The following is a 26116-nucleotide window of genomic DNA, read 5'->3' on the forward strand; positions in this document are numbered from 1 at the left end:
GTTAAAGATGTACGAAAGATTCCATAAAGCTCGTAGAGATGGTTCGACCGCCGAGAGTGCCGACGATTCACCGCACGCCTAGCCGCCTTCGACACCTTTGTAACCACAAACGAACACCCTCCGAGACGTGTCACTCGTCTCTGCGCTCGGGACGGCCATCCTACCGGTTCTGTCGGTCGCGGCGGTCGGCTTCCTGCTCGGGAAATCGCGCGACGTGGACGTGGACCCGCTGGGGACCGTCACCCTCTACGTCCTGACGCCCGCGCTCATCTTCCACAGCCTCGCCACCTCCGAGATCTCCGGCGGACTGGCCGCGAAGCTAATCGGCGGCGTCGTGGTGTTCACACTGGCGATGGTCGGGTTGGCCGAGGGCGTCGGGAGACTGCTCGGCGAGACCGAACCCGCGCTGAGCGCGCTCGTCCTCTCGTCGTCGTTCCCCAACGCGGGCAACTACGGCATCCCGCTATCGGCGTTCGCGTTCGGCGCGGTCGGGCGCTCGACCGCGGTCCTCTACATCGCGGGCCAGTCGGTGCTGATGTACACCGTCGGCGTCTACCTGGCCTCGCGCGGCGACGAGAGCGACCTGCGTTCGGCCGCAATCGAGGTGTTTCGCCTGCCGCTGGTCTACGCCGTCGTCGCGGCGTGGCTCGCGCGATGGCTCGGAGTCGTGCCCGCCAGCGACACCGCCGCGATGGAGACGCTGAAGTTGGTCGGCGACGCCGCAATCCCGGTGATGCTCCTGATGCTCGGCATCCAACTCGCCAACACTCAGCACGGCGCGGCCATCTCGCGGGTCGGCGTCTCGAACGGACTGAAACTCTTCGTCGCGCCGCTGGTCGGCGTCGGGGTCGCCCTCCTGCTCGGTCTCGGGTCGAACCCGGCCGTCGCGCGAGTGTTCGTGCTGGAGTGCGGGATGCCCGCCGCGGTCACGCCGCTGATTCTGTCCATCGAGTACGATTCCGGTGGTGACAGCGGGCTGACGGGTCCGGAGTACGTGAGTACGGCCATCTTCGCGAGTACCGTGGCGAGCGTGGTGACGCTGACGGGGCTAATCGCGCTACTTCAGTCCGGAATGCTGATCTGATATCGTCGGTGTCGAGGACATCCGTGCGGGACGGTGACGGAGAACTGCGAGAAGCTACCTACTCCGTGAGCCGATGGTAACTGCACGCCTCGGAGTAGAACGTCGGAGAGGGCGCAGCGCGGGAACGCGACACCCGACGCTCACGAGTCGCGCTGGTCGGCGATAGCGTCGGCGTGGCGCTCGACGAGTTCGCCGAAGACCTCAGTCTCGCGGCGTTCCTGCATCTCCGGCGGCGAGTCGTCGCGCATCCGCTCCTTGACGACGCGGAGGGTCTCGGGGTCGTTGTCGGCGAGTTCGTCGGTGACCGCTCGCGGGTCGTCGGTCACGCGAGAGACCAGTCCCATCCGGCGGGCGGTCTCGGCGTCTACGGTCCGACCCGAGAGCGCGAGGTCCAGCGCTTCGCCCTCTCCGACGACGCGGGGCAGGCGAACGGTTCCGCCCCACGCGCCGAACAGGCCGAGCTTCACGCCGGGTTCCGCGAAGGTGGCCTCGGGCGTGGCGACCCGGAGATCGGCCGCGAGCGCCAACTCGACCCCGCCGCCGCGCGCCGGGCCGTCGATGCCCGCGACGACCGCACTCTCGGCGGCCTCGATGGCGTCGGCGACTCGCTGGCCACGCTCGGCGAACGCCTCGGCTTCCTCCCGGTCGAGTCCGGCCACCACGTCGAGGTCCGCCCCGGCGCAGAACGCCGGCCCCTCGCCTCGGAGGTAGACCACCGGCTGGCTGGCGTCCGCCACGGCGGTTTCGAGCGCGTCGAGTCCGTCGGGCGTGAGCGCGTTACGTCTGTCGGGCCGGTCGAGCGTCACGACCCGCACCCGGTCGCAGTCCTGAGTTCGAATCACGGTCGCATCACGTTCGCATCTCGGAGTTGCTTTCCAAAGGTCTTTGGCGATTCCGTCGTAAGGGTCGGCCAATGGAAGCGGCCGTCCGGGCACGAAAAGCAGGACGAGAGGCGGTGCGAGACGTTGCGCCCGACCGACTCCGCGAACGCATCCACGCCCTCCTCGACGAGTCGGCGATGGTGCCGGGCGTGCTGGCGCTCACGTCCGCACGCGCCGTCGAGGACGCGAGCGCGACCGGAGGCGCGAAGGCAACGAGGGGGACGCACGACAGCGACGGAACCGGACCCGGCCCCGTCGGCGTCGAAGAGCGCGCCGCTGGCGTCCAACTCATCTACGAGGGACTGCGTCTCACCCGCGCGCTCGCCGACGAACCGCCGTGGGAGCGCGACCCGCCACACACCGACAGCAACATCGACATCCTCGCCGCGGACGTGATGGTCGCTCGCGGGTTCTCCCTGCTCGCTCGAACCGAGGCCGCCGACAAGGCCGTCGAGACGGTCCAGTCGTTCGGCCGCGACGAGACCGACGGCCAGCAGGGCCGCCCGGCCGCCCAGCACGCGCTGGAGACCGACGTGTTCGAACTCGCGGTCGTCGCGGGCACGACCGCGTTCGGGGCCGACCCCTCCGACGCACTGCTGGCCTACGCCGCCGAACTGGCCGAGTCGCTCGACGGCGACCACCCGGAATCGCCCGAGCCAGTCGTCGACGACGTAGAACAGGCCGTGGCCGACGCGCCGGACCCCCGGAAGTTCGGCCCGGTCGACGACCCGCGCCCCTCGGCCACCGACCCCTAACGCGAATCGAAACGCCTAAAGAGGTTTCCGGGCATACGATGAAACGCGCCGAATTGCGTAGTGCGCCTGGGTAGCTTAGAGGTAAAGCGCGTCCTTGGTAAGGACGAGAGCCCGGGTTCAAATCCCGGCCTAGGCTCTTTTCACGCACGTTACACCGCGAAGTTCTATCTCTACGTTTCGAGCGAAGATTCCGACCGAAAGAGACGGTACTGACGCATCGATACTCACTCGGCGCGGTCGCGGTCGTCACCCCGGAGGAGCAACAGCACGCCGAACAGCACGGGTGACAGCAGACCCATCACGATAGCCGTCACGATGGTCGCGGCTTCCAGCGAGGGGAGTCCGTCGCCGCCCTCGGCAGCGTGGTCGCCGCCGCTGTCGGACCCGCCGTCGGACCCGCCGCCGAGTTCGCTCGGGTCGAGACCACCGGAACCGCCAGCGACGACGGCCCCTTTCATGCCCAGCGTCTCGTGTGGGCTACAGAAGTACTTGTACGTCCCTTCGGACTCGAAGGTGTGTTCGAAGGTCTGGCCCGCTTCGGAGACCAGTTCGCTCTCGAAACTACCGTCGTCGGCGACCACGTTGTGAGACCCGCCGTCGCCGGTCCACTCCCAGACGACGGTCGTTCCGGGGTCTACGCGAATCGCCGCTGGCGAGAACGCGAGCGCTCCTCCGTTGCCCTCCGCGCCGACCCGAACCGTCACTTCGTCGCGGCCGGTGAAGTCGTAGGTTCCGTCGAAGTTGCTCGTGTTGTCGAACCAGCCATCGTAGTTCGGTTCGCTCTGTGCGGACGTTCGGTTAGCCACGCTTGCGACCGCGGTCGACGTCCCGACTGCGATGGCACTACGTCGGAGAAACGTTCGCCGGTCGGACGGCGTGCCGATGTGAGAGCTCATCGTCTCCACTGTATTGTGCAGTTATGATAAAACATCGGTAATCCGCCTCGAAAGCGGAAACTCGAACGTCGCGATACGACCGCCGAGGTGCGTGAAAAACCGACAGAAGTCCGGACTGGGTCGCGTTAGCGCCATCGTGACGCCGAGGGTATTTCGGTGAGAGCGAAAGACTCCAGATCAGTTTCCGACGTCGGTCACGCGCTGTTCAAGTCGCCGTAGCCGTCGCTGGAGGTACGCCACGTACCCGAACAGCGAGACGAACAGCGTCGTGTAACCCGCGAGGAGTAACGGTTCCATGCTTGTCACCTCCTGGGGGTGTGAAGCCGAAGTATCTTGTCTTCCAGTTCGTGCATCTCGATTCGGAGTCCGAGGAGATAGAGGTAGAGCAACGACGCCGCGACCAGCGAGACGACGAGCGTCGTCGGATCGATGTTGGCGCTGACCTGCGGATTTCCGAGCGTGGTCTCGTGGAACGTCGGGGTCCACAACCGGGTCGAGACGTACGAAATCGGCACGGTCACGAACCCGATGACGCCGTACACCGCGGCGTATCGCTCCTCGCCGTCGCGTTCGGTCGAGGAGTAGATGAGGAGGTATCCGGCGTAGATGAACCACACGACGAGGAACGTGATGAGTCGCACGTCGGTCCACTCCCACCACGAGTTCCATATCACTTTCCCCCACATGCTTCCGAGGACGAGCGTGAGCGTGGCGAACAGGAACCCGATTTCGCCGGAACTGTGGGCGAGTCGAGCCCAGTATCGGCCGCGATACCGGAGGTGGAGGACGCTTCCGAGGAACGTCGTCCCGAACGCCGCGGCCGCGACCCACGCCAGTGCGATGTGCCAGTACGCGAGGAGGTTCCCGCCGTGTTCGATGCCGTACATCGTCTTCGAGGCGACGCCGAACACCAGAACCAACGATGCCACGCCGAAGACGAGCGTCCCCCACTTGACCGGCCGACTGGTCATCGTGCGGTGGAGGACACCCGTCAACCGACCGACGACGCTACTCAATCCCTTCATGATTCTCTTCTCCGTCGTCCTCTACTCCGTCGTTCTCTTCGCCGCCGTTCTACCGCCGCGTTTCGGTCGGTTCTGCGGTCAGTCAGTTCGTATCCGTTCGTTTCCATGTGTGTCGTTTCAGAGCAAGTCGATTAGCGTAGCGAGCAGTAGTTTGTCGAGACCGAACAGGAGCGCGACGCCCAGCGTGACGAACGCATAACCGGTCGCAGTCCGGAACGAGCGACCGATACCGTCGCCCGTCACCGCGTCGAGGATACGCCGTCCACCGTACGCGACACCCAGAAGCGGCACCGAGAACCCCGCTCCGTAGACGAACAGTAGCCACGCGCTGTGGGTGACGTTCGCCGTCGTTCCGGCGTACGCGAGGACGCCGCCCAGAATCGGACCTACGCAGGGAAGCCAGATGGCTCCGAGCAGGAGACCGACGACGAAGGCGTTCGCTAGCGGATACCGCTTTTCGTCCACTATCTGGGTCATCGTCGTCGCTCGACTCGCGAACCGGGAGGCGTACCGCGAGTAGATGCGATTGAGGTCGTCGTCGGCCATCACGCCCCCGAACGCCAGCATGAAGACCGCGAACGGAACCCTCACGCTGTCGGGCGTCACCGACCCCGCGACTCCGGTGAGGACACCGAGGACGGTGAACGTCAGCGTACTCCCCGCTACCACGGCGACCGGTCGCAGTCGGTGGCCGGTACCACCGACTACCAACACCGGAATCATGGGGAGGCAACACGGCGTAAGTATCGTTACGACGCCCGCGAGGAACACTGCGGTCGTCGTCGGGTCGTCTATCATTCGGTCGAATTCGAACGGCGGTGGAGGGTCAACTCGCTCGATTCTCCCGGTTCGAGGCCGTCGAATCGTCGTCCATGGCGACCGTTATCGCGCCGTGGGCCGTCAGGTCGGTCGAGTTCGAGGCCGTCCGGTTGGACTCGGTTTCGTTCGTCGAGAAGCCGTTGTCGTGCTCCTCGTACGTCCGTATCCAGGTGGTTTGCCACGAGCCGTTGACCGAGGCGTTCCGGAGCGGTTCGTCGTACCGTTCGACGTCGTCCGGAATCACGCTCTCGTTGATCGGCTGAGAGCCGATGGGGATACCGGCCATCATGAGCTTCTTCGTCATCGGGTTCATCTCGTAGCCGTGGCGCTCCTGCACCCGCTGGTAGTAGATACCCTCGTCGGGCGCGCCCGACTCGGCCCAGTCTTTGGGCTGGCGCGGCAGGTGTGGTCGCTCGTGGGCGTTCATGAACCCGGCAACGTCGTGGGAATCGTTCCAGTCCTCGAACGTGTGGGCCGCACCGTACGGCATGGCTTCGCGGATGAAGCCAGCCGACGTGTACATGCGTCCCATGCCAGCACCGTCGTTGTAGGAGTCGGGACCCCACAGCGGCGGGTACTGTCCGGCCTTACCCTGTCCGTCCTTCCCGTGGCAGGACGCACAGTTCTCGAGGTAGAGTTCCGCGCCGCGCACGGGGTTGACCTCGGGAACCGGTACCTTCTCGTCACCTTCGGGTTTGCGGATGTGCCGCCAGGGTGGAACCCGTTCGCTCGGGGTGCCCTTGTTCAACCAGACCATGTACGACTCCATCGCCTGAATCTCTCGGCTGTCGTACTCCGGGACGCCCTCTTCGGAACCGGGCGCGTTCATGCTCCGGAGGAAACAACCCATGATGCGCTGGCGCATGTCGCGCATCCGCTCAGTTCGGCCGGTCCACTCGGGGTAGCCCGCGGCGGTGCCGACGAGCGGAATCATGTCGATGTCCTGCCCGACCATGCCGGTGGTCGTCGGCAGGTCGCCGCCCCCGTGACAGTTCGCACACGAGAGGTCGTTACCGACGTTCTCGGGCATCTCGTTCGACGTGTTGGCGAAGATAGCGCGTCCCTCCCGGATGAGTTCTGCGCGGTTCTCGTTCTCCGGCAGCGTCGAGTTGTTCATCTCCTTCGGGACGAACTTCACCTGGTCGCTGGCCGTCTCGTTCTTGTACTCGAAGTCCTGGTCCCGTAGCTCTTCGTCGTACCACTTCTGCCCGCTCCACGTTCCCGGAAGCGAGATTGCGCCACCGTCCCCGCCCGCGTCGGTCGCGGACGGACCGGCGGACGACCCGCCGACTCCGCCGCCCGCCATCGCAAGCAGACCGTTGACTGCGAGGGCGACGACGACGGCCCCGGCGACCGCGCCGACGACGAGGAGTGCTGGCTTGAGCAACAGAGTAGAATCTCCGCGACTCATACGTTTCGTTTAGCGTGTTCTCGTCTGTTCATCACTCGTCTCCTTCGAACTCGTACTATTGCCCATTCGGTAATTCACTATGTGTACACTTCTCCCATAAAGATTTCCCACTTTCCCCTCACCCATCGAGAAAATTATCACGTTTGGTCCGGTAGAAGTTCCGCTTCGACCAGATGTCCGTCTCTCCTTCTCGAAGCTGTTTGGCCGGGATATCGATTCTATTTCCCGATAATGGGAAGACAGTACATTTTAATGGGTAGCGTACAAGCCGACGAACATCGATGAATCCTCGAAAGTCGATGACGCTCGTCTTCTTGATTCTTCTCCTCGGCATCGGCTACGTCTCGATGGACGCAGCACCGGTACTGAGCGACGAAGAGTACTCCTACCACGGTGACACGGCGTGGCGAACGAACTTCTCCGACGCACGGCAGGTCGCGGCCGAGCAGGACAAGCCCGTCGTCGTCTACTTCTGGACGACCTGGTGTACGTACTGCGAGGACTACAACCGAAAGGTGTACCCCGACCCCGACGTTCAGTCGCACCTCGACGACTTCGTGAAGGTCGCGGTGAACCTCGACAGCGACGCACCCGAGGCATCGCAGCTGAAGCGCCAGTACAACGCCGACTATCCGCCACAGCACGTCATCGTGACTCCCGACGGCGAGGAGTTAGTCCGTATCTCGGGGTACGCCGACAGAGACAGCTTCATCCAGTATCTCGAAACCGCCAAACAGCGCGCCGACTCGGGTGAGACGCGATGAACGTCGGAAACGCGCTCCTCGCGTTCGCGTTCGTCTCGCTCGCCTCGGCAGTGGGGATTCTCGCGCGCTCGTACCTCGTCGACGACCGGTATCTCGAACACGCGACGAAACTCGTCGGCGCTGGCACCGTCCTCCTCCTGAGTGCGCTCGTCCAACTCACGTACCAGTTCGTGATAACCGACTACTCGAACGCCTACGTCTGGAACAACACCGCGGATTACCTCCCGCTCCTCTATCGAGTGACCGGCGTGTACGCCGCCAACGAGGGGTCGATTCTGCTGTGGGCGACTATCGTCTCGCTCGTCGCGTTCGTGGCCGCAGTCGGTCGGGGGTTCTCCGACCGACACGCCAGACTCGTCCACGCGCTCACAGTCGGGGTCGCGACCTACTTCACGGGGATGTTACTCCTCGAAAGTCCGTTCGCGTCGATTCGGACCGAGTTCCCGGAGGCGGCTCCGGGGTTCGTTCCGACGAGCGGACAGGGACTCAACCCCCTTCTCGTGGACCCGTACATGGCGATTCACCCGCCGGTCATGTTCGTGGGGTACGCGCTGCTCACGATGCCGTTCGCCATCGGGGTGGCTCACTTCGTCTCGTTGCTCCGTGGCGACGGGAGCGTCTTCGCGTCGTGGCGCGGGAACGTCACCCGGTGGCTCCGACTCGGTTGGCTGTTCCTGACGGCGGCGGTCGCGCTGGGCGGACTCTGGTCGTACACGGTCCTCGGTTGGGGCGGCATCTGGGCGTGGGACCCGGTCGAAACCGCCATCCTCGTCCCGTGGCTGTTCCTGACCGCCACGCTCCACGCGGTCACCCGGTACCGGCCGAACGGCGAGTACCGCGTCCTCGCTCCGGCGATGACCGCCACCGTCTTCGCGCTCGCCATCTACACCACGTCGGTCGTCCGAAGCGGCGTCTTCCGGAGCGTTCACTCGTTCGCCTCCGGGGGCATCGGGGCATCGTTCCTCGCACTGATAGCCATCACTACCCTCCTCGGCGTGGCCGTACCGCTTGGCTACTGGTTCCTGCGCGACGGGGAGAGCGGGAGTATCGCCGAGGGCGAGTGGCTGACGCGGGACAACCTGCTTCACTCGGCTGTCCTCCTGTTCGGTCTCCTGACGTTCGTGTCGCTGTGGGGGCTGACGTTCCCCGTCCTCCGGAACGCGGTGACCGGTCTGGAGGTGTCGGTCGAGTCCCAGTACTACAACCTCTGGAGTTACCCGCTCGTGCTCGCGGCGCTTCTGCTCCTCGGATTCTACATGGACTTCGACGTGGAGGGCAAGCGTCGGAGTCTGGTCGGATTGTCGGTCTTCACCGCCGGGACGCTCGTCGCCGCCGTCGTCGCACCCTCCGAAACGTGGCGGTTGGCGACGAACCCTCAGGACGCGTTCGTCTATCGTATCGTCGGGAGCGCGAGCGTCCTGTCGGTCCTGCCGCCGGTCGCGTACGCCGTCCTCGGCGTCGTGAAACGGGCCCTCGCCCGGATTCCCGCGGCCGCCACCCGGAACGCGAGGCTCAAGGAGTCGGGAATCACGATGATACACGTCGGGGCCGCACTGCTGGTTCTCTCGCTCCCCTTCGTCTACCTCTTCGCCGGGCAGGCGTCCGTGATGGCGACCGGCGTGGCGTCGGGCACCGTGGACTCCTCGCACCGAGAGGTGCCGGACACGGACTACTCGGTTCGCGTCCTCGACTACTCTCGGAGCGAGTTCCCGCAGAGTCCGTCGCCCGAGTCGTACGCGCTGTCCACCGGGGAAGTCGTGGACCGCGGACCGTCGCTGAACGGGTCGGTACAGGCCGTCTACGGGACGGTAACTGACGTTCGGGACGGTCCGCGAGCGACGGTCGTTCAACTCGACGATTCGAGCGTCTGGGTCGGCGTCGTCGGACAGAACGAGACGAACGTCTCGGTCCAGACGGGGCAACGAATCGTCGCCCGCGGCCGCCTGATGTGGGACTTCGTGCCCGACGCCGACGCGATGGTCCTCGCGCGCCCGGCCACCATCGGCACCGCGTCGAACCCGCCGGACGGTGCCGCCCCCACACGAGTCGTCGCCGACGGCGTCTCGCTCGCCGTCTACGAGGACGGCGAACTGGTCACGACGGGCGTCGCAGGCCAACGCGAGTACGTCCAGCAGAGCGGGATGCAGGTCCGGGACGTAATCGTCGACCGCGGACTCGTCTCGGACACCTACGTCATCGCCGGAGTCAGCGACGGAACCGCCTCGATCACGGTCAAACGAATTCCGCTGATGACGCTACTGCGGGCCAGTATCGTCCTGCTCCTCACGGGGATGCTCCTCGTCCTGCTGTTCGACCCGAAACACGGGGTCCGAACCCGCACGGAGACCCGACAGACAGACGCTACTGCCGAACCGGAGGTCGCCGATTGACATGAATCGAACTCTCGCTCTCGTCCTCGTCGTCGGTTGTATCGCACTCGTCCCGGTCGTCACCGCGTCCACGTCCATCTCGGGCACCGTGACCGTCGAGAACGGCACGGCCGACGGCGCGAAGGTGACGATAGCGCCCGTGTCCGAGGAGTTCCAGCGCGTGGACGACCAGGTCACGACCACGGTGAACGGCACGACGTTCTCGGCCGACGTACCGGACGCTCCCGTCCACGTCGTGCGAATCGTCCACGACGGCGCGGTCCACTACGAGGTCGTCCGGAACGAGACGTCGGTAGACGTGACGCTAAACCGGAGCCTCGACGGACGCGTGGTCGATTCGAACGGCGACCCGAGGCCCAACGCGACGGTCGAACTCGTCGACGCCGCCGACTTCTCGGTGGACCGCGCTCGGGCGGGCGCGAACGGGACGTTCTCGTTCGGCCCGCTCCAACCGAACGCGACGTATCGTCTCAGCGTCACGGTCGATGGCGTCCCGTACCAGCGAACCGTGACCACCGCGTCCGAGAACCAGAGGGTGACCGTCTCGACGCCGCCGCCGACGAGCGACGAAGGCGCGCTGAACGTCTCGGGCGGCAATCCGGCCGGTCACGTCGTTCAGGTCATGGCCCCACAGAACGGGTCGGACACGCCGAGCGTCGTGGAGACCGTCTCGCTCCGCAACACGGCCGACCGTCCGTACGTCGGGCCGGTGACGCTGACCGTCCCGACCGACGGCCGACCCTACTCGGCGATGGCGCAGGGCCGCGAGACGGACTACCGGACCACTCCCGAGGGAGTCGTCGTCAACGTCTCGATAGCGGCGAACGAAACCGCGCGACTCGGCGTCGCGTACGACCTCCCCGGACAGACGTTCGAGAAGCGACTCGGGCGAGACACCCACAACCTCGCGGTCGTCCTCCGAGGGTACGACCCCGAAACCGTCGAACACTCGGCGAACTTGCGCGTCGGGGACGCCCCAATCGCCCTTCTCACGAACGCCGACCCCGTGAGCGCGAACGAGACGATCCGTCTGAACGTCTCGGGCGCTCGTTCGGCGTCCGAGCGGAACGTCTCGTCCGAGACGGCACCCTCCGAGAGCAACTCCGTCCCGACGTTCCCGGCGGTCCCGATATTCGGCGGACTGGCGGCGATGGTCGTCGGCGGACTGGTCGCGTACCGGACGCTGTAGGCCCCCGACGCTCCTCGGCATTACATGTGTACACATTTGCTTAAACTTTCTATACCTTGCTTTAGATTAGCTTACGATTGCTATCGGAATCGTCACGAAACCGCTGCCTGACAGGGGTGCTGTGTTCTAAAAACGCAATACTTCTCGGAGTCACGACGGACAGACCAGTCCCGGTCGCACACCGACCGCGCTCACTCCTCCAGGACGAACTCGAAGGTCGCCAGTCCAGCGAAAAACAGGACGCCCGCGTACGCGAGCAGTATCTGAAGCCACGACCCGAGCGGTGCGCCCGTGGCGAGCGCCGCGGTCAGCTCGACTCCGGCGAGCAGGAGCGGCACGACGAGCGGGACGAGGAGGACGGGGAGGGCGAGTTCGTCCAACCCCGACCGGAACGTCAGCGTCGAGACGACGACGGCGACTGCGGCGAATCCAACCGCGGCCGCGGCGAGGACGCCCACGAGCGCGCCGACGGTCCGGGCCGTCGGCGTCCACCCGAGGAAGACGACGGTCGAGGCGAGGGTCACGACGTCCACCGCGAGTACGAACGTCGCGGTACTCACGACCTTCCCGACGTAGATCGCCGACCGGTCGATGGGAGCGAGCAGGAGTCCGTCCAGCGCGCCGTTTCGCTTCTCGATGGCCGTCGTCTTGCTGGCCCCGAGCGTCCCGGCGAACAGGAACGCTATCCAGAGCGCTCCGCGGCCGACGACTCGCGGGTCCTCGAACGACTTGACGAAACTGAAGGCGAACGAGAGGACGATCAACAGCGCGAACACGGCGGCGGTCGCCGTGACTCGCTTCGTCCGAGCCTCTACGAGGAGGTCTTTCCTGACGACGTGCGCGACTGCTGTGAGATACGCTTTCATCTGTCGTCGGTTCGCTCGGTGAGTCCGATGGCGCGGCGATACGACGCCTCGAACTCGGTGTTCGACAACGGTGCGGTCGGCAGGTCGGCTTCGAGGGTTCCGCGGTCGAGGACGAGCGCGCGCGAACACCGGTCGAGTCCTCGGTCGAGGTCGTGGGTGGTCAGGACGACAGTCCGGTCGTCGAGTTCGTCGAAGACGCCTTCGAGGTCGGCGACTGCGCGCTGGTCGAGTCCGGAGTACGGTTCGTCGAGCAACAGTACGTCCGGGTCGTGCAGGAGCGCCCGCGCGAGCGACAGTCGATTCCGGAGACCGTGAGAGAACTCGTCGGGGAAGTGACTCCCCCGGCGAGTCAACCCCACCGTCTCCAGTACGCGTTCGCACCGTCGGCGCGGGTCGGCGAGTCCGTGGAGTTTCGCGTGAAAACGGAGGTTCTCGCGGGCGGTCATCTCGTCGTACAGCATCGACTCGTGGGTCACGACGCCGATTCGGCGATACGCCGACGAGTCGTCGGCGCGGAACGGGTCGCCGTCGAAGAACACCTCGCCGCTCGTCGGACGGACCAGTCCCGCAATCGTCCGGAGGAGCGTCGATTTCCCGGCACCGTTCGGTCCGAACAGTCCGACCGTCTCCCCGGATTCGATGGCGAACGAGACGCTATCGACCGCGAGGAACTGACCGTAGGACTTCGAGAGGCCGTCGACTCGAATCGCGGGCGGGTCGCTGGGACTCATCCGGCGTCGTCGGGGCGCTCCTCGCCTTCGTGTGCCCGGACCGAGAGTTCCTTCGCGGTAAGCCGTCCGTCCCGATAGACGCCCTTAGCGACGACGATTCGACCGTTCTGCATCGTATCGGGGAGTTGCTTCTCGTAGACGACCGGAATCGAGACGTTGCCGTCGTTCACGCGGAAGGTAGCCCGCTGTCCGTCCGCGTCGAGACCCTCGACCGACCCTTCGAGGTTGACCCACTCGCCCCGGTAGTCGCCCTCGTCGAGCGACGTCGGCGTGACGAACTCCGTCGTGGCGCTCATCGTCGTCGTTCCGAGGACGCCGAACAGCACGAGCATCCCCACGGCCGCGACGACGAGTTTGGTCTTCCGTCGCACTCCCGATAGTTGTGCAACGAATCGGTATTATTGTATCGAATTCGGATTACCTTGCACGACTGCCGGCGTCGGTGGTCGGTCGCGACCCGTGCTACGAAAGAAGCATCGCGGCGTTAGGCGTTCGGTTCGGGGTCGAAGATCTCCGGACGTTCCTCGCCCTCGGCAGCCACGACGGCCATGCAACCCTTGTGGGCGACTCGGCTGAGCGAGTGGTCGACCAGTTTGAACGCACCCGGAACCGGGAAGCCCATCGTCGCTATCGCGGTGCTCCCCGGCGCGACCTGCTTGGTCTGGATGTGGGTCTGCGGTCGGGTCGTCAGCGACCCCTCGGGCCAGAGCTTCTCGAAGACGTTGCCGATGGGGTGGAAGCTACTGGTGAGGTTCGGGCCGCCGGTGACGAAGAACACTCGCGCGGTGTCTCCGGTCTCGACTTTGCCCGCTCCGTACTTGTCGGGCGTGCAGGCGTACTTCTCGCCGTTCATCACGACGTAGGTCGGCTCCTCGCGCTTCATCGCCTCCATGTCGAAGTTGTGCTGGCCCTTCTCGCCCGCCCGCTTGTCGGTGTATATCTCCATCTGGCCGAAGTAGAACTCGTGGTCCACTTCGGGGAGACCATCCTCGGGTTCGACGAGGATGATGCCGAACATGCCCGCGGAGATGTGCATGTCCATGTTCGGGACGGCACAGTGGTAGATGTACGCGCCGGGGTAGGTCGCCTTGAACTTCAGGTTGGCAGTCTCGCCCGGCGCGGTCATCGTGGCCTCGGCACCGCCGCCGGGTCCGGCCGCGGCGTGGAAGTCCACGTTGTGGGGCATGTCGTTCTCGGCCGGGTTCTCGAAGGTGAGGTTGACCGTGTCGCCCTTCCGGACCCGAATCATCGGGCCGGGAACCTGCCCGTTGTAGGTCATGTAGTTGAACGTGACCCCGTCCTCGATCTCGGCCGTGACCTCCTCGGGCCGGAGGGTCACGTCAACCTCCGTCGGCTCGGTGCGGCTAATCGGGTCCGGGATGTCGGTCGGGTCCGCGGCGACGCGCTCGACTGTCTGCTGTTTCTGTTCGTTCATGGCTTTCTGAGTCTGGGTTGCTTTGGGCGCCGACCGGGAGGTACACCCGGCGAGCGTGGCTGCGCCACCGAGGCCGATACCTTGCAGGACTGTGCGACGATTGGTTGCGGGCATTGGGAGTCACCTTACAGTTGCAGATAGTGACCGCCACACCTTCAATCGGGAAACCGATTCTCAGGCCGCAAGAAGGCTAACGAACGTGTTCGTAGCGTTCTCAGGTTCTGAGAATCGCCGCGGATTCCGGACGAAATTTGATAGATAGTGCGAGAAGGCGGAAAAAGAGAAGCGACGCGCCGACCGCGTCTCAGTCGTCGCTCTCGACGACCGACCCGGCCGCCACGGGCGCGTCCGCGGGGTCGTCGGTCGGCGTGGTCTCGCCGCGAGCCAGCACCTTCTTCACCACGTCGTAGCCGAAGATGGCGGTACCGAGGATGACCAGCGTGTCACCCGGCATCCGGAGCCAGAATAGCAGTTGGACGAGGTCGCCCTCGTAGAACGACAGGCTCCGGGCGGCGTCGTAGCTCTGTGTGAACGCCACCTCCAGCTGGAGGAAGCCGACCGGGAGCAGGCTGATGCCGACCATCAGCGCCAGCCCGACGTTCCACGTCCAGAACGCCCACCGGAGGTTGCGCTCGCTCCACTTCGACTCGGGCACCGCGATTCGGAGCATGTACGTCACCATGCCGAGCGCGAGGAAGCCGAACGCGCCGAACATCGCGGCGTGGGCGTGAGCCACCGTGAGGTAGGTCCCGTGCTCGAAGTAGTTGATGAACGGGAGGTTGATGAAGAACCCGAGGACGCCCGCTCCGACGAAGTTCCACACCCCGCTGGCGATGATGAACATGAACGGCAGGGTGTAGGGGAACGACTCATCGCTGCCGGACATCGCTCGGTACTGTCCGATGGCCTCGTAGAGGATGAAAACGAGGGGGATGAGTTCGAGCGTCGAGAAGGCGCTCCCGATGGGCACCCACATGTCGGGCTGGCCGACCCACCAGTAATGGTGGGAGACGCCGATGACGCCCGTGCCCATCACGAGCAGGGCCTGGACCATCACGGCCTTCTCGGCCGAGCGCTTGGTCAAGAGGTTCATGCTGACCAGCGTGACGCCGACCAGCGCGACGATGAAGAACTCGAACGCGCCCTCGACCCACATGTGGACGACCCACCAGCGCCAGAACTCCGTGACGACGATGTTGGTCTGCGGGGTGTAAAGGAAGCCCGCGGTGAACAGCAGGGCGATGGAACCGCCCGCGTACAGAATCATGTGCGCGAGACCGTATCTCGGCTCGCGGTCGAGCAGCGGCTTGAGACCGCGCGCCACGAGGGCGGCCCACGCGAGGAAGCCGACGAGGATGCCGACCTGCCAGAGCCGACCGATTTCGAGGTACTCCAGCCCCTCGTTGCCGAGAATCCACCAGAGTGTGTCGCCGAAGTACCCCTTCGAGCCGAGCCAGATGCCCGCCATGGCACCGACGACGACCACGACGAGGACCCCGAGCAGACGATTTATCCACGTCCCCTGCTTGCGGGGCTCGTGGCCGGTCAGCAACGGCGGGAGGAACAGCCCCGCGCCGAGCCACAGGGTGGCAATCCAGAGGATGCCGAGGTCGAGGTGCCACGTCTTGGCGATGGAGAACGGCAGAATCTGGAGGATGTCGAAGCCCAGCATCTCGCCGAGTCCGAAGAAGGCGTCGCGCTCGATGTAGAAGTGCGCGAGCAGGCCCCCGAGCAGAACTTGCGCGAGGAACAGTCCCGCGCCGACGACGGCGAACCGGAGCGAGGCGGCCTGTCCGGGGAACAGGTTCACCTCGTCGGGTCGGGGCACCGTGACGCCCTCGGTCTCGGGTTCGGGGAGTTCGATGGACTTGTAGAGCCAGACGCCGAATCCGGCCCCGGCGACGAGCAGAATCATCGCGATGACGCTCCACGTCATGGCTGCGCCGGTGGCGTCGTTACCGGCCGCGGGGTGGTACGGCCACTCGTTGGTGTAACTGTGGTCCGCGCCGGGCCGGTCAGTGTGGGAAATCCACGCGGTCCAGAGCGCGAAGTCGGCGAACCGCTCGGCCTCCTCCTCGCTCTCTATCATTCCGGCCGGGACGCCGCGCTCGTGGCTCCCCTCGTGATAGCGCTCGACGTAGACCTGCTGGACCTGGTCGTGGGCGTACGCTTCGGCGGCGGAGTACTCGATGCGGTCGCCGGGTTCACCGTCGGTGAGGTCCGACTTCACCGCCACGTCTACGGTGGCCTGCTCGCCGTCCGAGAGACCACTGTAGGAATCGGTGTCGTACTGTTCGCGGGCGTAGTACTGGCGCATGAACTGCACCTTCAGGTCGAGCGTGTCGGCGGTGTAGTCCTCGCCGTAGTACGCCCCGTTACCCAGAATCGACCCGTGATTCATCATCCCGTTCGACTGGAAGACTGTCTTCCCGTCTCGGACTTGCTCGGCGGTCACGATGGTCTGGCCGTCCGGCCCCTGCACTTCCTTGGGGATGGGCGGGGCCTCCTGATAGGAGTACCAGGCCCCGACGCCCATCACGGCCAAGTTCAGGACGAAGACGACCGCGAGTATCTTGCCGAGCGTGCGACGTTTGACTCTCATACACGTCGAGGTTACCCCTCGTGGGGCTTTTAATTGGAACGCGGTTCCTGCATTCTGGGAAGTCGGACGAACGTGTTCGGTCGGACGAGGACACCCATATCTCACCAATCATAGAGTCGGAAATAACCGTACTGCGACAAGTTCGGTTCCGGCACGATTCGTGGTCGAGACGGTTTCACACGACTGGATTTAAAAGGCGTAGCACGACCGAACGTCGCACGAAGCGAGCGCAGGCCCGAGGACCGCAGGGGAGACGGTGCGGACGCTCCGCAGGTCGAGCAGGTGTCGACTACTCGGTCTCCTCGACGACTGCTGGCCCTCTCGAAACGCCACGGCTCGTTAGTCCGAGTAGACGTTCACTTCGTCGCCTTCGGGAATCGTCGCGAGGTCCGCGGTAGGAAAGTGGGAAGACGAGCGATCCAGACTCGTCGGTTCGCGTCTGCACGTGAATCGAGAGCCACACCAGCGATGCCACACCGGCGTGTCTGCGACCGCACACCGCAGGTTCCGAACCGACGTTACTCGTCGTCGGACCGAGGAGCCAACACCAGCAGCGCGGTGCTGTCCTCCTCGGCCTTCGGCGACACCTCCCGTTTACCGTCGAATCGCAGCAGGTCGCCCGGTTCGAGGACGTTCGACTCGCCGTCGACTCGCACGTCGAGGCGGCCCGAGACTAGGTGAATCACGATTTGGCGTTCGGGATGACGGTGGGCCGGAACCTCGTCGCCCGCGTCGAGCGAGAGGCGGACGGTCTTGGGTTCCGACCCCGGAAACGCCACTTCGCGGGGTCGCTCGGTCAGGTCGTCGAGTGCGACTGTGTCGGTCATGGCTGTGGAGTCGTCGCGGTCGCTACTGCTTCGGGAACTTGGCCACGAACTTCTGGGTCTCTTCGCGTTCGACCTCGTAGTTGTCGGCGTCGAACGACTCGACCTCGGCCTGCATCTCGTAGAACAGCGGCTTGGGTTCGTGGTCGTTGACGATTTCGAGGACCTCGCCGCTGTCCAGGTCGGCGAAGGCGTCGTGTATCTTCGGGTGACGTTGCGGCGGCGGAATCTCACGGACGTCTAATCTCGGCATGACAGGTGGAGATAGTCGTGGCCGTCCCTTCGCGGTTTTCCCGAACGTGTTCGGGGCCACGGGTGCTCACCGCCGAGCACCCGGTGGTAGATGCTAAGAGAAACAAATATCTATGTCTAAGAAATATAAAAATATCTCGAGTGATTGTAGAACTTCCTCGGTGGTAGGAGTCGGGAACAGACTACCTCACTCCGGTCGTTCCCCTCGCTGGCCGAGTCGCCGCCACGCTCGCGCGAGGCGCGACCACTCGACGGTCGGAAGCGCCACGATTCCGAACGCCGCGACCGCGTGCAGACCCGCCCGGAGGAGCGGCCGGGGCGGTGCGAAGTGGCTGGCGAGTCGGAGGCCGAGGACCGCCAGTAGACCGGCCAGTACGACGGAATACGACGGTAAGTCGAGACGCTGGCGGTCGGCGACCGGAACCGCGGTCCAGCCGACGAGTCCGCCAGCGGCCGCGCCGAGAAGCACCACCCCGTGCCCGCCGACCGCCGCACCTGCGGCGAGGAGCAGGGCCGCCCAGTACGCCGGTCGAGCGTCGTGCTGGGCCGAGCGAACGTCCTGCCGGGTGAGACGCGCGACGAGAGCCACGTACGCGAGACCGACTGCGATTCCCGCGACCACGTCGCCGAGGTAGTGGACGCCCAGAACCACCCGCGAGAGTGCGACCGCGCCGACCACGAGACCCGCGGCAGCGAATCGGCGCGTCCGCGTCCCGAAATCGACGGCGAGCGCGGTGGCGGCGTAGACGACCGTGGAACCGAGCGCGTGCCCACTCGGGAACGCCAGTCCACCGACCGCGATTCGGTGATACTCGACCGGCGGGCGGGCGAGCGCGAAGTGGCCCTTGAGACCGGAACTGAGCGCGAGACCGCCGAGGGCGACGGGGAGAAGTGCCGCCGACCAACCTCGGTCCGCGGTCCGCCAGTAGACCCCCGCGACGACGAGCAGCAGAATCGTGGGGTCGCCTAGATACGTCAGGGGGACGAACAGGTCGGCGACCTCGGGCGGAAACAGGGTTCGAATCGCACGACTGAGCGCCGGAAATCGGTTCATCTGGACTCGGTAGTGGCCCTCTCCTCGGACCACAAAAGAAGTCCGCTTTCCGCGAGTTCACCTGACCGCTACTCGTTCCATCGAAACCCGGGGTCACGGAAACTGCTCGTCGGGGTCGCCCGACTCCGCCGCAGGGCTACCGACCGCGCCGATTCGGAGCGACTCCGGGCCGTGTCTGACCACGACGCCGACCAGATTCGCCGAGAAGACCGCGAAACCGAGAGTGGCCGCGACGGCACCGACGAGGCGAGCGGTCCCGACCGCTCCGACCTCGCCGAGAATCACCAGTCCGAGACCGCCGAGCGTGAGCCAGAAGTCCGCGGCGGCGAGGCGGCCGTCGTAGAGGTCGTCTATCATCGGCACCGGTTCCAGCCCCACCCGGTCGCTGTACTGGCGGACCCAGACGATGAACGGGACGACGTGGTAGAGCGTCCCGAGCAGGACGAACCCGACCACCGCGGCCGTCAGGAGATGGCCCGCGCTGGGGTGGCCGAAGGTTGTCACGGGGTCGGTCGGGTCGGCGAGCCACGCCGGGGCCGCCGCGAGCGCCCACGCCGGGAGCGCGAGTGCGACCACCGCGTATCTGGACAGCATCGGCGTCTGCTCGACTCTGGTCTCCGAGAGCTTTCGCGCGAGGACCGCCGCGAACGCGAGCAGGCCCGTCAGGACGAGGAGAGCGCCGATTCGGCCGACCCAGGTCGCATCGACGAGTCGCCCGCCCGCCAGCGCGACCACGCCGACCGGGTACGCCACCTCCTCGACTCGCTGGAGCGTCGTGTCCACCCCGTGAAGTTCGGTCTGGGTGAACATCGTGGCGAGTTGGTAGAGCGCGCCCACGACGGTCGTGAGGACCACGCCGAACACCGCGAGCGTGGCGTGGGCCGCGACGACCTGCGACCGAGCGAGACCCGCCGGGGCCAGCGTCGGCCGGACGAAATCCAGCGCGAGCAGGAATCCGAGCGCGGTGACGACCAGGACGTAGCCGAGCGCGAGCGCGAAGTGGCGCTCGGTCGGGTCGAGCGCGAGACCGGCGGTCTCGTCCGCGGACTCCCCCGACGCCGCGCTCCACAGCGTCCGGCCGACGTTGTAGACGAACGTCCAGAACCCCGCGAGCATGGCCGCGCCAGCGACCGGAAGCCAGTCGAGTCGGGCCGTCACGAGCAGGCCCGCGAACCCCGCGACTCCGCCGGCGACGAGCGCGAGTTGCGCGACCGCTAGTCGCCGGGAGTGGAGTTCGACGCCCGACCAGACCGGGACGAACTGGGTCATCGCGCCCAGAATCGTGACGCAGACCCACCCGACCAGCAGGAGGTGGACGTCGGCCGCCCGAGAGAGTCCCGGCGAGACGCCCGCCGCGCCGACGACGCCGAGCGCCGCGCCCGCGAGCAGGAACCCGAATCCCGCGACGAAGTGCGCGAGCGGAATCGCCATCGGCGGGCCGCGGTCGGCGTCGATACCGCCGGGAACGCTCATCGCGGTTCTATCTCCACCCGCCACTCGTCGGGCGCGACCTGCTCGGTCTCGTGGTCGAAACCGCGCCGGTCGAGCACCGCGTAAAGCGGTTCGGGTTCAAAGCTGTTGACGAGGACCAGCGTCTCGTCGTCGCTGAGGTCCGAGAGCGCCGACGTGATGGCCCCGAACGGTTCGCCGTCGATGTCGCGGGCGTCGAGTTCCCGCTTGGTCTCGTTCGCTGTCATGGGTGTAGTTCCGGCCGTTTACCGCCTATCGATTGTCCCGACCATGTTCGACGGACAGTTCTCCCCGACCGCGGACGACGGGATACTCCTCGGGCACGGCGAATCCGTACTCCCGGAGGCGCTCGGCGTTCTCGACCAGATTCCGGTAGAAGGGTTTTCCCTGGTCGGTCAGGAACGCCGCGGCGTACCGAATCGGTTCGCCGCGAATCGTCTCTCCTTCGACCGACACCTCGGCGGTCCGGTAGTGGTCCGCGAGTGCGGGGTCCGAGAGGTCGAGTTTCGCGGGCAGGTCCACCCGCGGCAGGTCGTGAGCGACCGCCATGTTCCGGTAGGCGAACGCGGCGTCGAGTCCTCCGGCCTCCAGCGTCCGGAGGAGTTGGGTCTCGGGGAACACGTCGGCGTTCTCCCGAATCGCGTCGACGGGCACGCCCTTCCGACCGGCGAGGTCGAGCGCGAGAAGGGTCCGGTAGCCGAGGGGGTCGCGGGCGGGGTCGGTCCGGCCTACCGTGACTTCTTCGCGCGCGAGCGCGGCCCGCCAGTCGTCCCGGATGGCGTCGGCGTACTCGGAGTTCGGGTCGTAGACCACGGTCAGCGCGTTACCGGCGAAGACGGCGCGCCACCCCGAAAGGTCGGAGACGAGTTCGGGGGCCGCGAGCGCGAGCGCGTCGGGGTCGCGCGCTCCCGAGCGCACGAGTTCGGCCGCGGCCAGACTCCCGTGGGCCTCGACGGTCGCCCCGGCCACTTCGCCGGCGACGGTCTGAAGACTTCCGGCGACGAGCGCGTCGGCCGTGCCGGAGTCGGTCGTCCCGGTGCCCGACCCCGTGACCCGAACTCCGAGCGCGCCGCCCGCGAGCGCGCACCCCGAGAGCAGTAGGCTTCGTCGTCTCACGTTCGAGCGTCGGCTCTGGACTCTCAAAAAGGAGTGCGGGCGTTCTCACCGGTTGGGAATCTCACTGAAAAACCCCCGACCCGAAGGTGTTCGGAGGCGTTGTCACGCCGTTAGAATCGGCTCGCCGATTGAAGGACGTAAGGTCGCCAACGTCCGGTGTATGACGCGAGTACCTACGCCGAGACGAGCGACGGGCGGTGGTTCGCGGTGAGTCTCTCACGCCGCGACTTCATCCGCGGTGCCGGGACGGGCGCTGTCGGCGCGCTCCTCACCAGCGGTTGGGGCGCGACCCAGAGCGTCGAACCCGTGACCGAGGTGGACAACCCACTCAAGTCCTACCCGAATCGGGACTGGGAGCAGGTCTACCACGACATCTACGCCTACGACGAGGTTGACTGGACGGTCTGCCACCCCAACTGCACCCAGTCGTGCGCCCTGAACTTCTACATGAAGAACGGGGTGCCGATTCGGGCCGAACAGGTCTACCACAACGAGGAGCCGAGCGTCGGCCCCTCGGGCTACGAGGACGCCGACGTCAGCCAGAACTGGAACCCCCGCGGGTGCATGAAGGGGCTGACGCTCCACCGCCGGACCTTCGAACCGAGTCGGATGAAGTACCCGATGGTTCGGAAAGGGTGGGACCCAGACGACCCGAATCCCGAGGGCCGCGGCGAGGACGAGTTCGAGCGCGTCTCGTGGGACGAGGCCATCGACCTCATCGCCGAGAAGATGGCGAGTCTGGACGACCGCAAGCGGTTCCACATCTTCAACGCCATCAAGGCCGACGGGCTGTTCACCCGCCACGGCGCGGGCCGTCGGCTGGCTTCCATCTTCGGCGGGTGCGAGTGGACCGAGTACGACTGGTACGCCGACCTGCCGCCGGGTCACGTCATGACGACCGGCTACCAGACCAGCGACTCGGACGCCAACGCGTGGCGAAAGGGCGACTACACCATCATTCAGGGCAAGAACCTCATCCACAACAAACTCGCGGACAACCACTGGCTACAGGAAGCCCGCGAGCGCGGTGGCAAGATGGTCGGCATCTACCCCGACTACTCGCCGACGGTCCAGAAGTGCGACCGCTGGCTCCCGATTCGCCCCGGTTCCGACCCGGCGATTCCGCTCGCGTTCGCCCACGTCATCATCGACGAGGAACTGTACGACGCCGACTTCATGCGGAAGTTCACCAGCCTCCCCCTGCTGGTGCGCGAGGACGACGACAAGTACCTCCGCGCCCACGAGGTCTTCTCCGACCGCGAACCCCCGAACGAGGAGGACGAACACGACTGGGGCGACTTCGTAGTCCTCGACCGGAACGGCGACCCCGCGCCGGTCACGCGAGAGGAAGTCGGCGACGAGATGCCCGTGACTCCGCAGTTGGAGGCCGACACCGAGGTCTCGCTGGCCGACGGCGGCTCCGTTTCGGTCCGAACCGACTTCGGGCGGCAGAAGCAGAACATCCTGGAGAACTACTCGCCGGAGACGGTCGAAGATATCACCACCGTCCCGGCCGACGCGCTCCGGAAGACGGCCCGAGAGTTCGCGGCGGCCGAGAACGGCCAGTGGTTCACGGGCGAGGGCATCAACCACTGGTTCCACGCCAACGACTCGCTCCAGCGATCGATCTTCTTCGTCCAGTCGATGCTGGGCAACGTGGGCGACGCCGGGAAGGGCTACTACAACTACTCCGGCCAGTACAAGATCGAACTCGTGGACGGGTATCCCCGCTACGTCAACCCCGACGGGATGAGCGCCCACGGGATGTATCCGGGGTACGCTTTCGCGTTCTTCGGCGGCGAGCAGTTGGACCCCCACGAGATTCGCGGCGACTTCGACCGCGAGTTGGACCTCGTGCCCCAGGGTGACGCCGACGAGCCGGTGATGCCGAAAGGGGCGGAGACGTACACGATGTCGAAACCGACCATCCTGTGGACGATGAACTGCAACCTCCTGAACCAGACCAAACATCAGGAGCACGTCATCAACAACTTCGTCAAGCATCCCGACACCGAGAACGAACTGTTCGTCGTCTCGGACATCCACATGACCTACTCGGCCCAGCACGCCGACATCGTGCTTCCGGCCCCGTCGTGGCTGGAGTGTGACTACCCCGACATCACGGTGGGTCCCGAGAACCCCTTCATCACGATGGACCACGGCGTGATGGACCCCATCTACGACACCATGCAGGACGGGGAGGTCATCGCCCGAGTCGCCGAGAAACTCGACGAGAAGATACCCGAGAGCGAACGCGACCTCTCGTTCCGGTCGTACTTCTCGGAGTTCCTCGACGAGGACGGCGACGTTCGCAAGTACATCCAGGAGACCCTCGACGCGGGCATGACCACGCAGGGCATCGACGTGGAGGACCTCGAAGACGGTCCCGAGCGCCTGAACCTCAAGACGTACCCTCGAATCCCCTTCTACTCTCAGATTCACGAGGATCGGCCGTTCTACACCAAGACCGGCCGGATGGAGTTCCACAAGGAGGAAGACCGGCTCATCGAACTGGGGCGCGACGACCTCGACCACATCGAGAGCGTCGAGGGGACGCCCTACGGCGTCAATCAGAAGTGGGACTCGGCGAAAGACGAGGAGAACCCCCTCTACCACGACGAGGGCTACCAGTTCTACTACAACACGCCCCACAGCAAGTACCGAACCCACTCCTCGTGGGGCATGACCGACTGGAACCTCATCTGGTCGGCCCGCGACTTCGGTTCGACCAGCGCCGACCCCGAGGGGACCGAGCGACTGGTGGACGACTTCTCGTTCCCCGAGGGCGAGGGCGAGACCAGCGAGGCCCCGCCGCTCGGCGAGGCCTTCGTGGAGATTCACCCGAGCGACGCCGAAAAGATAGGCGTCGAGAACGGCGACTACGTCCGAATCGAGGGCAAGCGCGGCGGGACCGTCGTCCGGGCGATGCTCAGCGAGCGCCAACGACCGGGTAAGGCGGGCGACATGGGCCAACTCACCGTCTGGCACGGCTGGTGGCCACAGCACTTCCCCGACGACGAGGACGCCGACGAGGACGACGTGAAGGGGTTCAACACGACGACCAATATCTGGATAGACCCCGGCCAAGAGGTGGACGAACTCGTCCACAAGGCCGTGTTCGGCGACCCGAACATCTCCGAGGAGATCTCCGAGGACATCGCGTGGCACGGCGCGGAACTCGAGCACGGCTACGAGGAGACCGTCTGGGCACCGACTGGGGTGAACCGCGACGACCTCGTGACCGTCGAGAAGTACGAGGAGGCCGACTGGTGGCCCGGCGATGCGAGGCGCGACGACCTCGTGCAGGACTACATCGGCGGGTCACTCCAGTCGAACGGCGGCGGAACGACGACGAGAGGTGACGACTGATGCCAGAAGTGTACAACCCACAACTCGGACGAGAGCAGAGTTACCCCTACGAACGCCGCGACGAGGAGCGCGACTGGCACTGGGGGATGATAATCAACACGAACCGGTGCATCAACTGCAACACCTGCTCGTTCGCCTGCAAGTCCACGTGGACCAGCGGGAAGGGGGAGGAGTACATGTGGTGGATGAACGTGGAAACCGAACCCTACGGCGGCTACCCGATGGGGTGGGACATGCGACTGCTCGACGATTTGGGTCCCGACGAGACCATCTTCGAGGCCGCCGACCAGGGCGAGAAAGTCAAGGGCTACGTCGCCCAGAAGGAGGAGTGGGAGTACCCCGCGCTGGGCGACGACTCGGTTCACGGCGAGTACCCCGAGGACGAAGTGGTCGAGTCCGACCCCGAGGAGGGGAAGTACCACGACATCTGGCAGTTCTACCTGCCGCGACTCTGCAACCACTGCAAGAACCCGGCCTGTCTGGCGGCCTGTCCCCGGAAGGCCATCTACAAGCGCTCGGAGGACGGCATCGTCCTCCTCGACCAGGAGCGGTGTCGGGGCTACCGCAAGTGCGTGAAGGCCTGCCCGTACCACAAGCCGATGTACAACCCCGAGACCGGGGTGTCGGAGAAACCGGTCGGCTGTTTCCCCCGCATCGAGGAGGGCAACGTCCCGCGGTGCGTGAGCAGTTGCATCGGGAAGACGCGACTCCACGGCAACATCAATCGCGGGCCGGACCGAGGACGGCCCAACGGCAAGAAGTCGGCCGCGCCGGGTCGGAGCCCCGTCAACTACCTCGCGAAGTCCGACGAGAAGGTCGGGTTGCCCCTGTATCCGCAGTTCGGCACCCGGCCGCAGGTGTTCTACATGCCGCCGTACCACGTGCCGCCGGAGTTCCTGACCCAGATGTTCACGCCGAACACCGACCAGAAGCGCAACGACTGGCCCGGTAGCACCTACGAGGAGTCCATCGAGATCATCCAGCAACGAGTACGGAACCCGAGCCATCACCTGCTCGGCGTCCTCCAGTTGTTCGGCGCGACGACTCGACTCATCGAGACGTACAACGTCAAGGAGAACCGCGTGAAGGGCTGGGACCGGAAAGGAAAGAAAGTCGTGGACATGCCCATCGAGGAGGACCTCGAAGTCCGCGAGGGCGAGCAGTGGACCAACCAACCGTGAGG

The 26116-nt window shown here is 65.6% G+C and carries 24 protein-coding genes and 1 tRNA gene; 8 read left to right on the forward strand and 17 right to left on the reverse strand.

Features of this window, described 5'->3' with window-relative positions:
• Positions 1 to 127: 127 nt before the first annotated feature.
• A complete protein-coding gene (locus tag E2484_RS06455) occupies positions 128 to 1084 on the forward strand; it encodes an AEC family transporter (protein ID WP_137284404.1) in 957 nt (318 codons plus the stop codon).
• Positions 1085 to 1224: 140 nt separating this feature from the next.
• Here E2484_RS06455 and E2484_RS06460 read toward each other — a convergent pair whose 3' ends face one another.
• A complete protein-coding gene (locus tag E2484_RS06460; protein WP_137284405.1) occupies positions 1225 to 1926 on the reverse strand; it encodes an enoyl-CoA hydratase/isomerase family protein in 702 nt (233 codons plus the stop codon).
• Positions 1927 to 1997: 71 nt separating this feature from the next.
• On the opposite strand from E2484_RS06460, the gene E2484_RS06465 reads away from it, so the two are divergent.
• The gene (locus E2484_RS06465; RefSeq protein WP_137284406.1) at positions 1998 to 2720 is read left to right on the forward strand and encodes a DUF7114 family protein; all 723 of its coding nucleotides are present in this window, start codon (positions 1998 to 2000) and stop codon (positions 2718 to 2720) included.
• Between the two features lie 64 nt (positions 2721 to 2784).
• Positions 2785 to 2856: transfer RNA gene (locus E2484_RS06470), tRNA-Thr, on the forward strand.
• Positions 2857 to 2944: 88 nt separating this feature from the next.
• Here the strand turns inward: E2484_RS06470 and E2484_RS06475 are convergent.
• The 5 genes from E2484_RS06475 to E2484_RS06495 all read right to left on the reverse strand — a co-directional run bounded on the left by E2484_RS06475 (position 2945) and on the right by E2484_RS06495 (position 6871).
• Complete coding sequence (locus E2484_RS06475; RefSeq protein ID WP_137284407.1) at positions 2945 to 3616, reverse strand: halocyanin domain-containing protein; 672 nt, start codon at positions 3614 to 3616, stop codon at positions 2945 to 2947.
• Between the two features lie 177 nt (positions 3617 to 3793).
• Positions 3794 to 3913, reverse strand: a complete 120-nt coding sequence (locus E2484_RS06480) for a CcmD family protein (RefSeq protein ID WP_137284408.1) — start codon at positions 3911 to 3913, stop codon at positions 3794 to 3796.
• A 5-nt stretch (positions 3914 to 3918) separates the two neighbouring features.
• Complete coding sequence (locus E2484_RS06485; RefSeq protein ID WP_321111986.1) at positions 3919 to 4641, reverse strand: cytochrome c biogenesis protein; 723 nt, start codon at positions 4639 to 4641, stop codon at positions 3919 to 3921.
• Positions 4642 to 4758: 117 nt separating this feature from the next.
• Positions 4759 to 5439, reverse strand: coding sequence for a cytochrome c biogenesis CcdA family protein (locus E2484_RS06490; protein WP_137284409.1), 681 nt, complete (start codon positions 5437 to 5439; stop codon positions 4759 to 4761).
• Between the two features lie 28 nt (positions 5440 to 5467).
• Positions 5468 to 6871, reverse strand: coding sequence for a c-type cytochrome (locus E2484_RS06495; RefSeq protein ID WP_321111988.1), 1404 nt, complete (start codon positions 6869 to 6871; stop codon positions 5468 to 5470).
• A 281-nt stretch (positions 6872 to 7152) separates the two neighbouring features.
• Here E2484_RS06495 and E2484_RS06500 point away from each other — a divergent pair, with 281 nt between their 5' ends.
• From E2484_RS06500 to E2484_RS06510, 3 genes are read left to right on the forward strand one after another with little or no spacing between them, the layout of a single operon-like run.
• Positions 7153 to 7635, forward strand: coding sequence for a thioredoxin family protein (locus E2484_RS06500; RefSeq protein ID WP_170977254.1), 483 nt, complete (start codon positions 7153 to 7155; stop codon positions 7633 to 7635).
• Positions 7632 to 10025: a cytochrome c biogenesis protein CcsA gene (gene ccsA / locus E2484_RS06505; protein ID WP_137284410.1), complete on the forward strand. Its 2394-nt coding sequence runs from the start codon at positions 7632 to 7634 to the stop codon at positions 10023 to 10025. Before E2484_RS06500 ends, ccsA begins: the two co-directional genes overlap by 4 nt.
• 1 nt (position 10026) lies before the next feature.
• Entirely contained in the window at positions 10027 to 11214 is a 1188-nt protein-coding gene (locus E2484_RS06510; protein WP_137284411.1) for a carboxypeptidase-like regulatory domain-containing protein, read from the forward strand.
• A 191-nt stretch (positions 11215 to 11405) separates the two neighbouring features.
• Here the strand turns inward: E2484_RS06510 and E2484_RS06515 are convergent, their stop codons facing one another.
• From E2484_RS06515 to E2484_RS06565, 11 genes are all read right to left on the reverse strand, one after another.
• Positions 11406 to 12080, reverse strand: coding sequence for a heme exporter protein CcmB (locus E2484_RS06515; RefSeq protein WP_137284412.1), 675 nt, complete (start codon positions 12078 to 12080; stop codon positions 11406 to 11408).
• Positions 12077 to 12811 (reverse strand): ABC transporter ATP-binding protein, encoded by a 735-nt coding sequence (locus E2484_RS06520; protein ID WP_137284413.1) that lies wholly within the window; start codon positions 12809 to 12811, stop codon positions 12077 to 12079. Before E2484_RS06520 ends, E2484_RS06515 begins: the two co-directional genes overlap by 4 nt.
• Positions 12808 to 13182 (reverse strand): cytochrome c maturation protein CcmE domain-containing protein, encoded by a 375-nt coding sequence (locus E2484_RS06525; protein WP_137284414.1) that lies wholly within the window; start codon positions 13180 to 13182, stop codon positions 12808 to 12810. Before E2484_RS06525 ends, E2484_RS06520 begins: the two co-directional genes overlap by 4 nt.
• A gap of 113 nt (positions 13183 to 13295) precedes the next feature.
• A complete protein-coding gene (nirK, locus tag E2484_RS06530; RefSeq protein WP_137284415.1) occupies positions 13296 to 14360 on the reverse strand; it encodes a copper-containing nitrite reductase in 1065 nt (354 codons plus the stop codon).
• Positions 14361 to 14550: 190 nt separating this feature from the next.
• Positions 14551 to 16848, reverse strand: coding sequence for a nitric-oxide reductase large subunit (locus tag E2484_RS06535; RefSeq protein WP_137284416.1), 2298 nt, complete (start codon positions 16846 to 16848; stop codon positions 14551 to 14553).
• A 518-nt stretch (positions 16849 to 17366) separates the two neighbouring features.
• A complete protein-coding gene (locus tag E2484_RS06540; RefSeq protein ID WP_137284417.1) occupies positions 17367 to 17675 on the reverse strand; it encodes a cupin domain-containing protein in 309 nt (102 codons plus the stop codon).
• A gap of 22 nt (positions 17676 to 17697) precedes the next feature.
• A complete protein-coding gene (locus E2484_RS06545; RefSeq protein ID WP_137284418.1) occupies positions 17698 to 17925 on the reverse strand; it encodes a DUF2249 domain-containing protein in 228 nt (75 codons plus the stop codon).
• Positions 17926 to 18111: 186 nt separating this feature from the next.
• On the reverse strand, positions 18112 to 19011 hold the full coding sequence (locus E2484_RS06550; RefSeq protein WP_137284419.1) for a phosphatase PAP2 family protein: 900 nt from the start codon (positions 19009 to 19011) through the stop codon (positions 18112 to 18114).
• Positions 19012 to 19071: 60 nt separating this feature from the next.
• On the reverse strand, positions 19072 to 20451 hold the full coding sequence (locus tag E2484_RS06555) for a hypothetical protein (RefSeq protein WP_137284420.1): 1380 nt from the start codon (positions 20449 to 20451) through the stop codon (positions 19072 to 19074).
• The gene (locus E2484_RS06560) at positions 20448 to 20675 is read right to left on the reverse strand and encodes a DUF2249 domain-containing protein (RefSeq protein ID WP_137284421.1); all 228 of its coding nucleotides are present in this window, start codon (positions 20673 to 20675) and stop codon (positions 20448 to 20450) included. The genes E2484_RS06555 and E2484_RS06560 overlap by 4 nt, the downstream gene beginning before the upstream one ends.
• A gap of 25 nt (positions 20676 to 20700) precedes the next feature.
• Positions 20701 to 21564, reverse strand: coding sequence for an extracellular solute-binding protein (locus E2484_RS06565; RefSeq protein WP_170977255.1), 864 nt, complete (start codon positions 21562 to 21564; stop codon positions 20701 to 20703).
• Between the two features lie 207 nt (positions 21565 to 21771).
• Here E2484_RS06565 and E2484_RS06570 point away from each other — a divergent pair, with 207 nt between their 5' ends.
• Positions 21772 to 24933, forward strand: a complete 3162-nt coding sequence (locus E2484_RS06570; RefSeq protein ID WP_137285320.1) for a molybdopterin-dependent oxidoreductase — start codon at positions 21772 to 21774, stop codon at positions 24931 to 24933.
• On the forward strand, positions 24933 to 26114 hold the full coding sequence (locus E2484_RS06575) for a 4Fe-4S dicluster domain-containing protein (RefSeq protein ID WP_137284423.1): 1182 nt from the start codon (positions 24933 to 24935) through the stop codon (positions 26112 to 26114). Before E2484_RS06570 ends, E2484_RS06575 begins: the two co-directional genes overlap by 1 nt.
• The last annotated feature ends 2 nt before the right edge of the window (positions 26115 to 26116 follow it).

The sequence above is a fragment of the Halorussus salinisoli genome, assembly GCA_005239435.1.
Lineage (GTDB): Archaea > Halobacteriota > Halobacteria > Halobacteriales > Haladaptataceae > Halorussus > Halorussus salinisoli.

Bases quoted from the DNA above. Each gene is read 5' to 3' on its own strand.
- E2484_RS06465 (WP_137284406.1), top strand. From the start codon at position 1,998: ATGGAAGCGGCCGTCCGGGCACGAAAAGCAGGACGAGAGGCGGTGCGA.
- E2484_RS06475 (WP_137284407.1), bottom strand. From the start codon at position 3,616: ATGAGCTCTCACATCGGCACGCCGTCCGACCGGCGAACGTTTCTCCGA.
- E2484_RS06480 (WP_137284408.1), bottom strand. From the start codon at position 3,913: ATGGAACCGTTACTCCTCGCGGGTTACACGACGCTGTTCGTCTCGCTG.
- E2484_RS06485 (WP_321111986.1), bottom strand. From the start codon at position 4,641: ATGAAGGGATTGAGTAGCGTCGTCGGTCGGTTGACGGGTGTCCTCCAC.
- E2484_RS06490 (WP_137284409.1), bottom strand. From the start codon at position 5,439: ATGATAGACGACCCGACGACGACCGCAGTGTTCCTCGCGGGCGTCGTA.
- E2484_RS06495 (WP_321111988.1), bottom strand. From the start codon at position 6,871: ATGAGTCGCGGAGATTCTACTCTGTTGCTCAAGCCAGCACTCCTCGTC.
- E2484_RS06500 (WP_170977254.1), top strand. From the start codon at position 7,153: ATGAATCCTCGAAAGTCGATGACGCTCGTCTTCTTGATTCTTCTCCTC.
- ccsA (WP_137284410.1), top strand. From the start codon at position 7,632: ATGAACGTCGGAAACGCGCTCCTCGCGTTCGCGTTCGTCTCGCTCGCC.
- E2484_RS06510 (WP_137284411.1), top strand. From the start codon at position 10,027: ATGAATCGAACTCTCGCTCTCGTCCTCGTCGTCGGTTGTATCGCACTC.
- E2484_RS06515 (WP_137284412.1), bottom strand. From the start codon at position 12,080: ATGAAAGCGTATCTCACAGCAGTCGCGCACGTCGTCAGGAAAGACCTC.
- E2484_RS06520 (WP_137284413.1), bottom strand. From the start codon at position 12,811: ATGAGTCCCAGCGACCCGCCCGCGATTCGAGTCGACGGCCTCTCGAAG.
- nirK (WP_137284415.1), bottom strand. From the start codon at position 14,360: ATGCCCGCAACCAATCGTCGCACAGTCCTGCAAGGTATCGGCCTCGGT.
- E2484_RS06535 (WP_137284416.1), bottom strand. From the start codon at position 16,848: ATGAGAGTCAAACGTCGCACGCTCGGCAAGATACTCGCGGTCGTCTTC.
- E2484_RS06540 (WP_137284417.1), bottom strand. From the start codon at position 17,675: ATGACCGACACAGTCGCACTCGACGACCTGACCGAGCGACCCCGCGAA.
- E2484_RS06545 (WP_137284418.1), bottom strand. From the start codon at position 17,925: ATGCCGAGATTAGACGTCCGTGAGATTCCGCCGCCGCAACGTCACCCG.
- E2484_RS06555 (WP_137284420.1), bottom strand. From the start codon at position 20,451: ATGAGCGTTCCCGGCGGTATCGACGCCGACCGCGGCCCGCCGATGGCG.
- E2484_RS06560 (WP_137284421.1), bottom strand. From the start codon at position 20,675: ATGACAGCGAACGAGACCAAGCGGGAACTCGACGCCCGCGACATCGAC.
- E2484_RS06575 (WP_137284423.1), top strand. From the start codon at position 24,933: ATGCCAGAAGTGTACAACCCACAACTCGGACGAGAGCAGAGTTACCCC.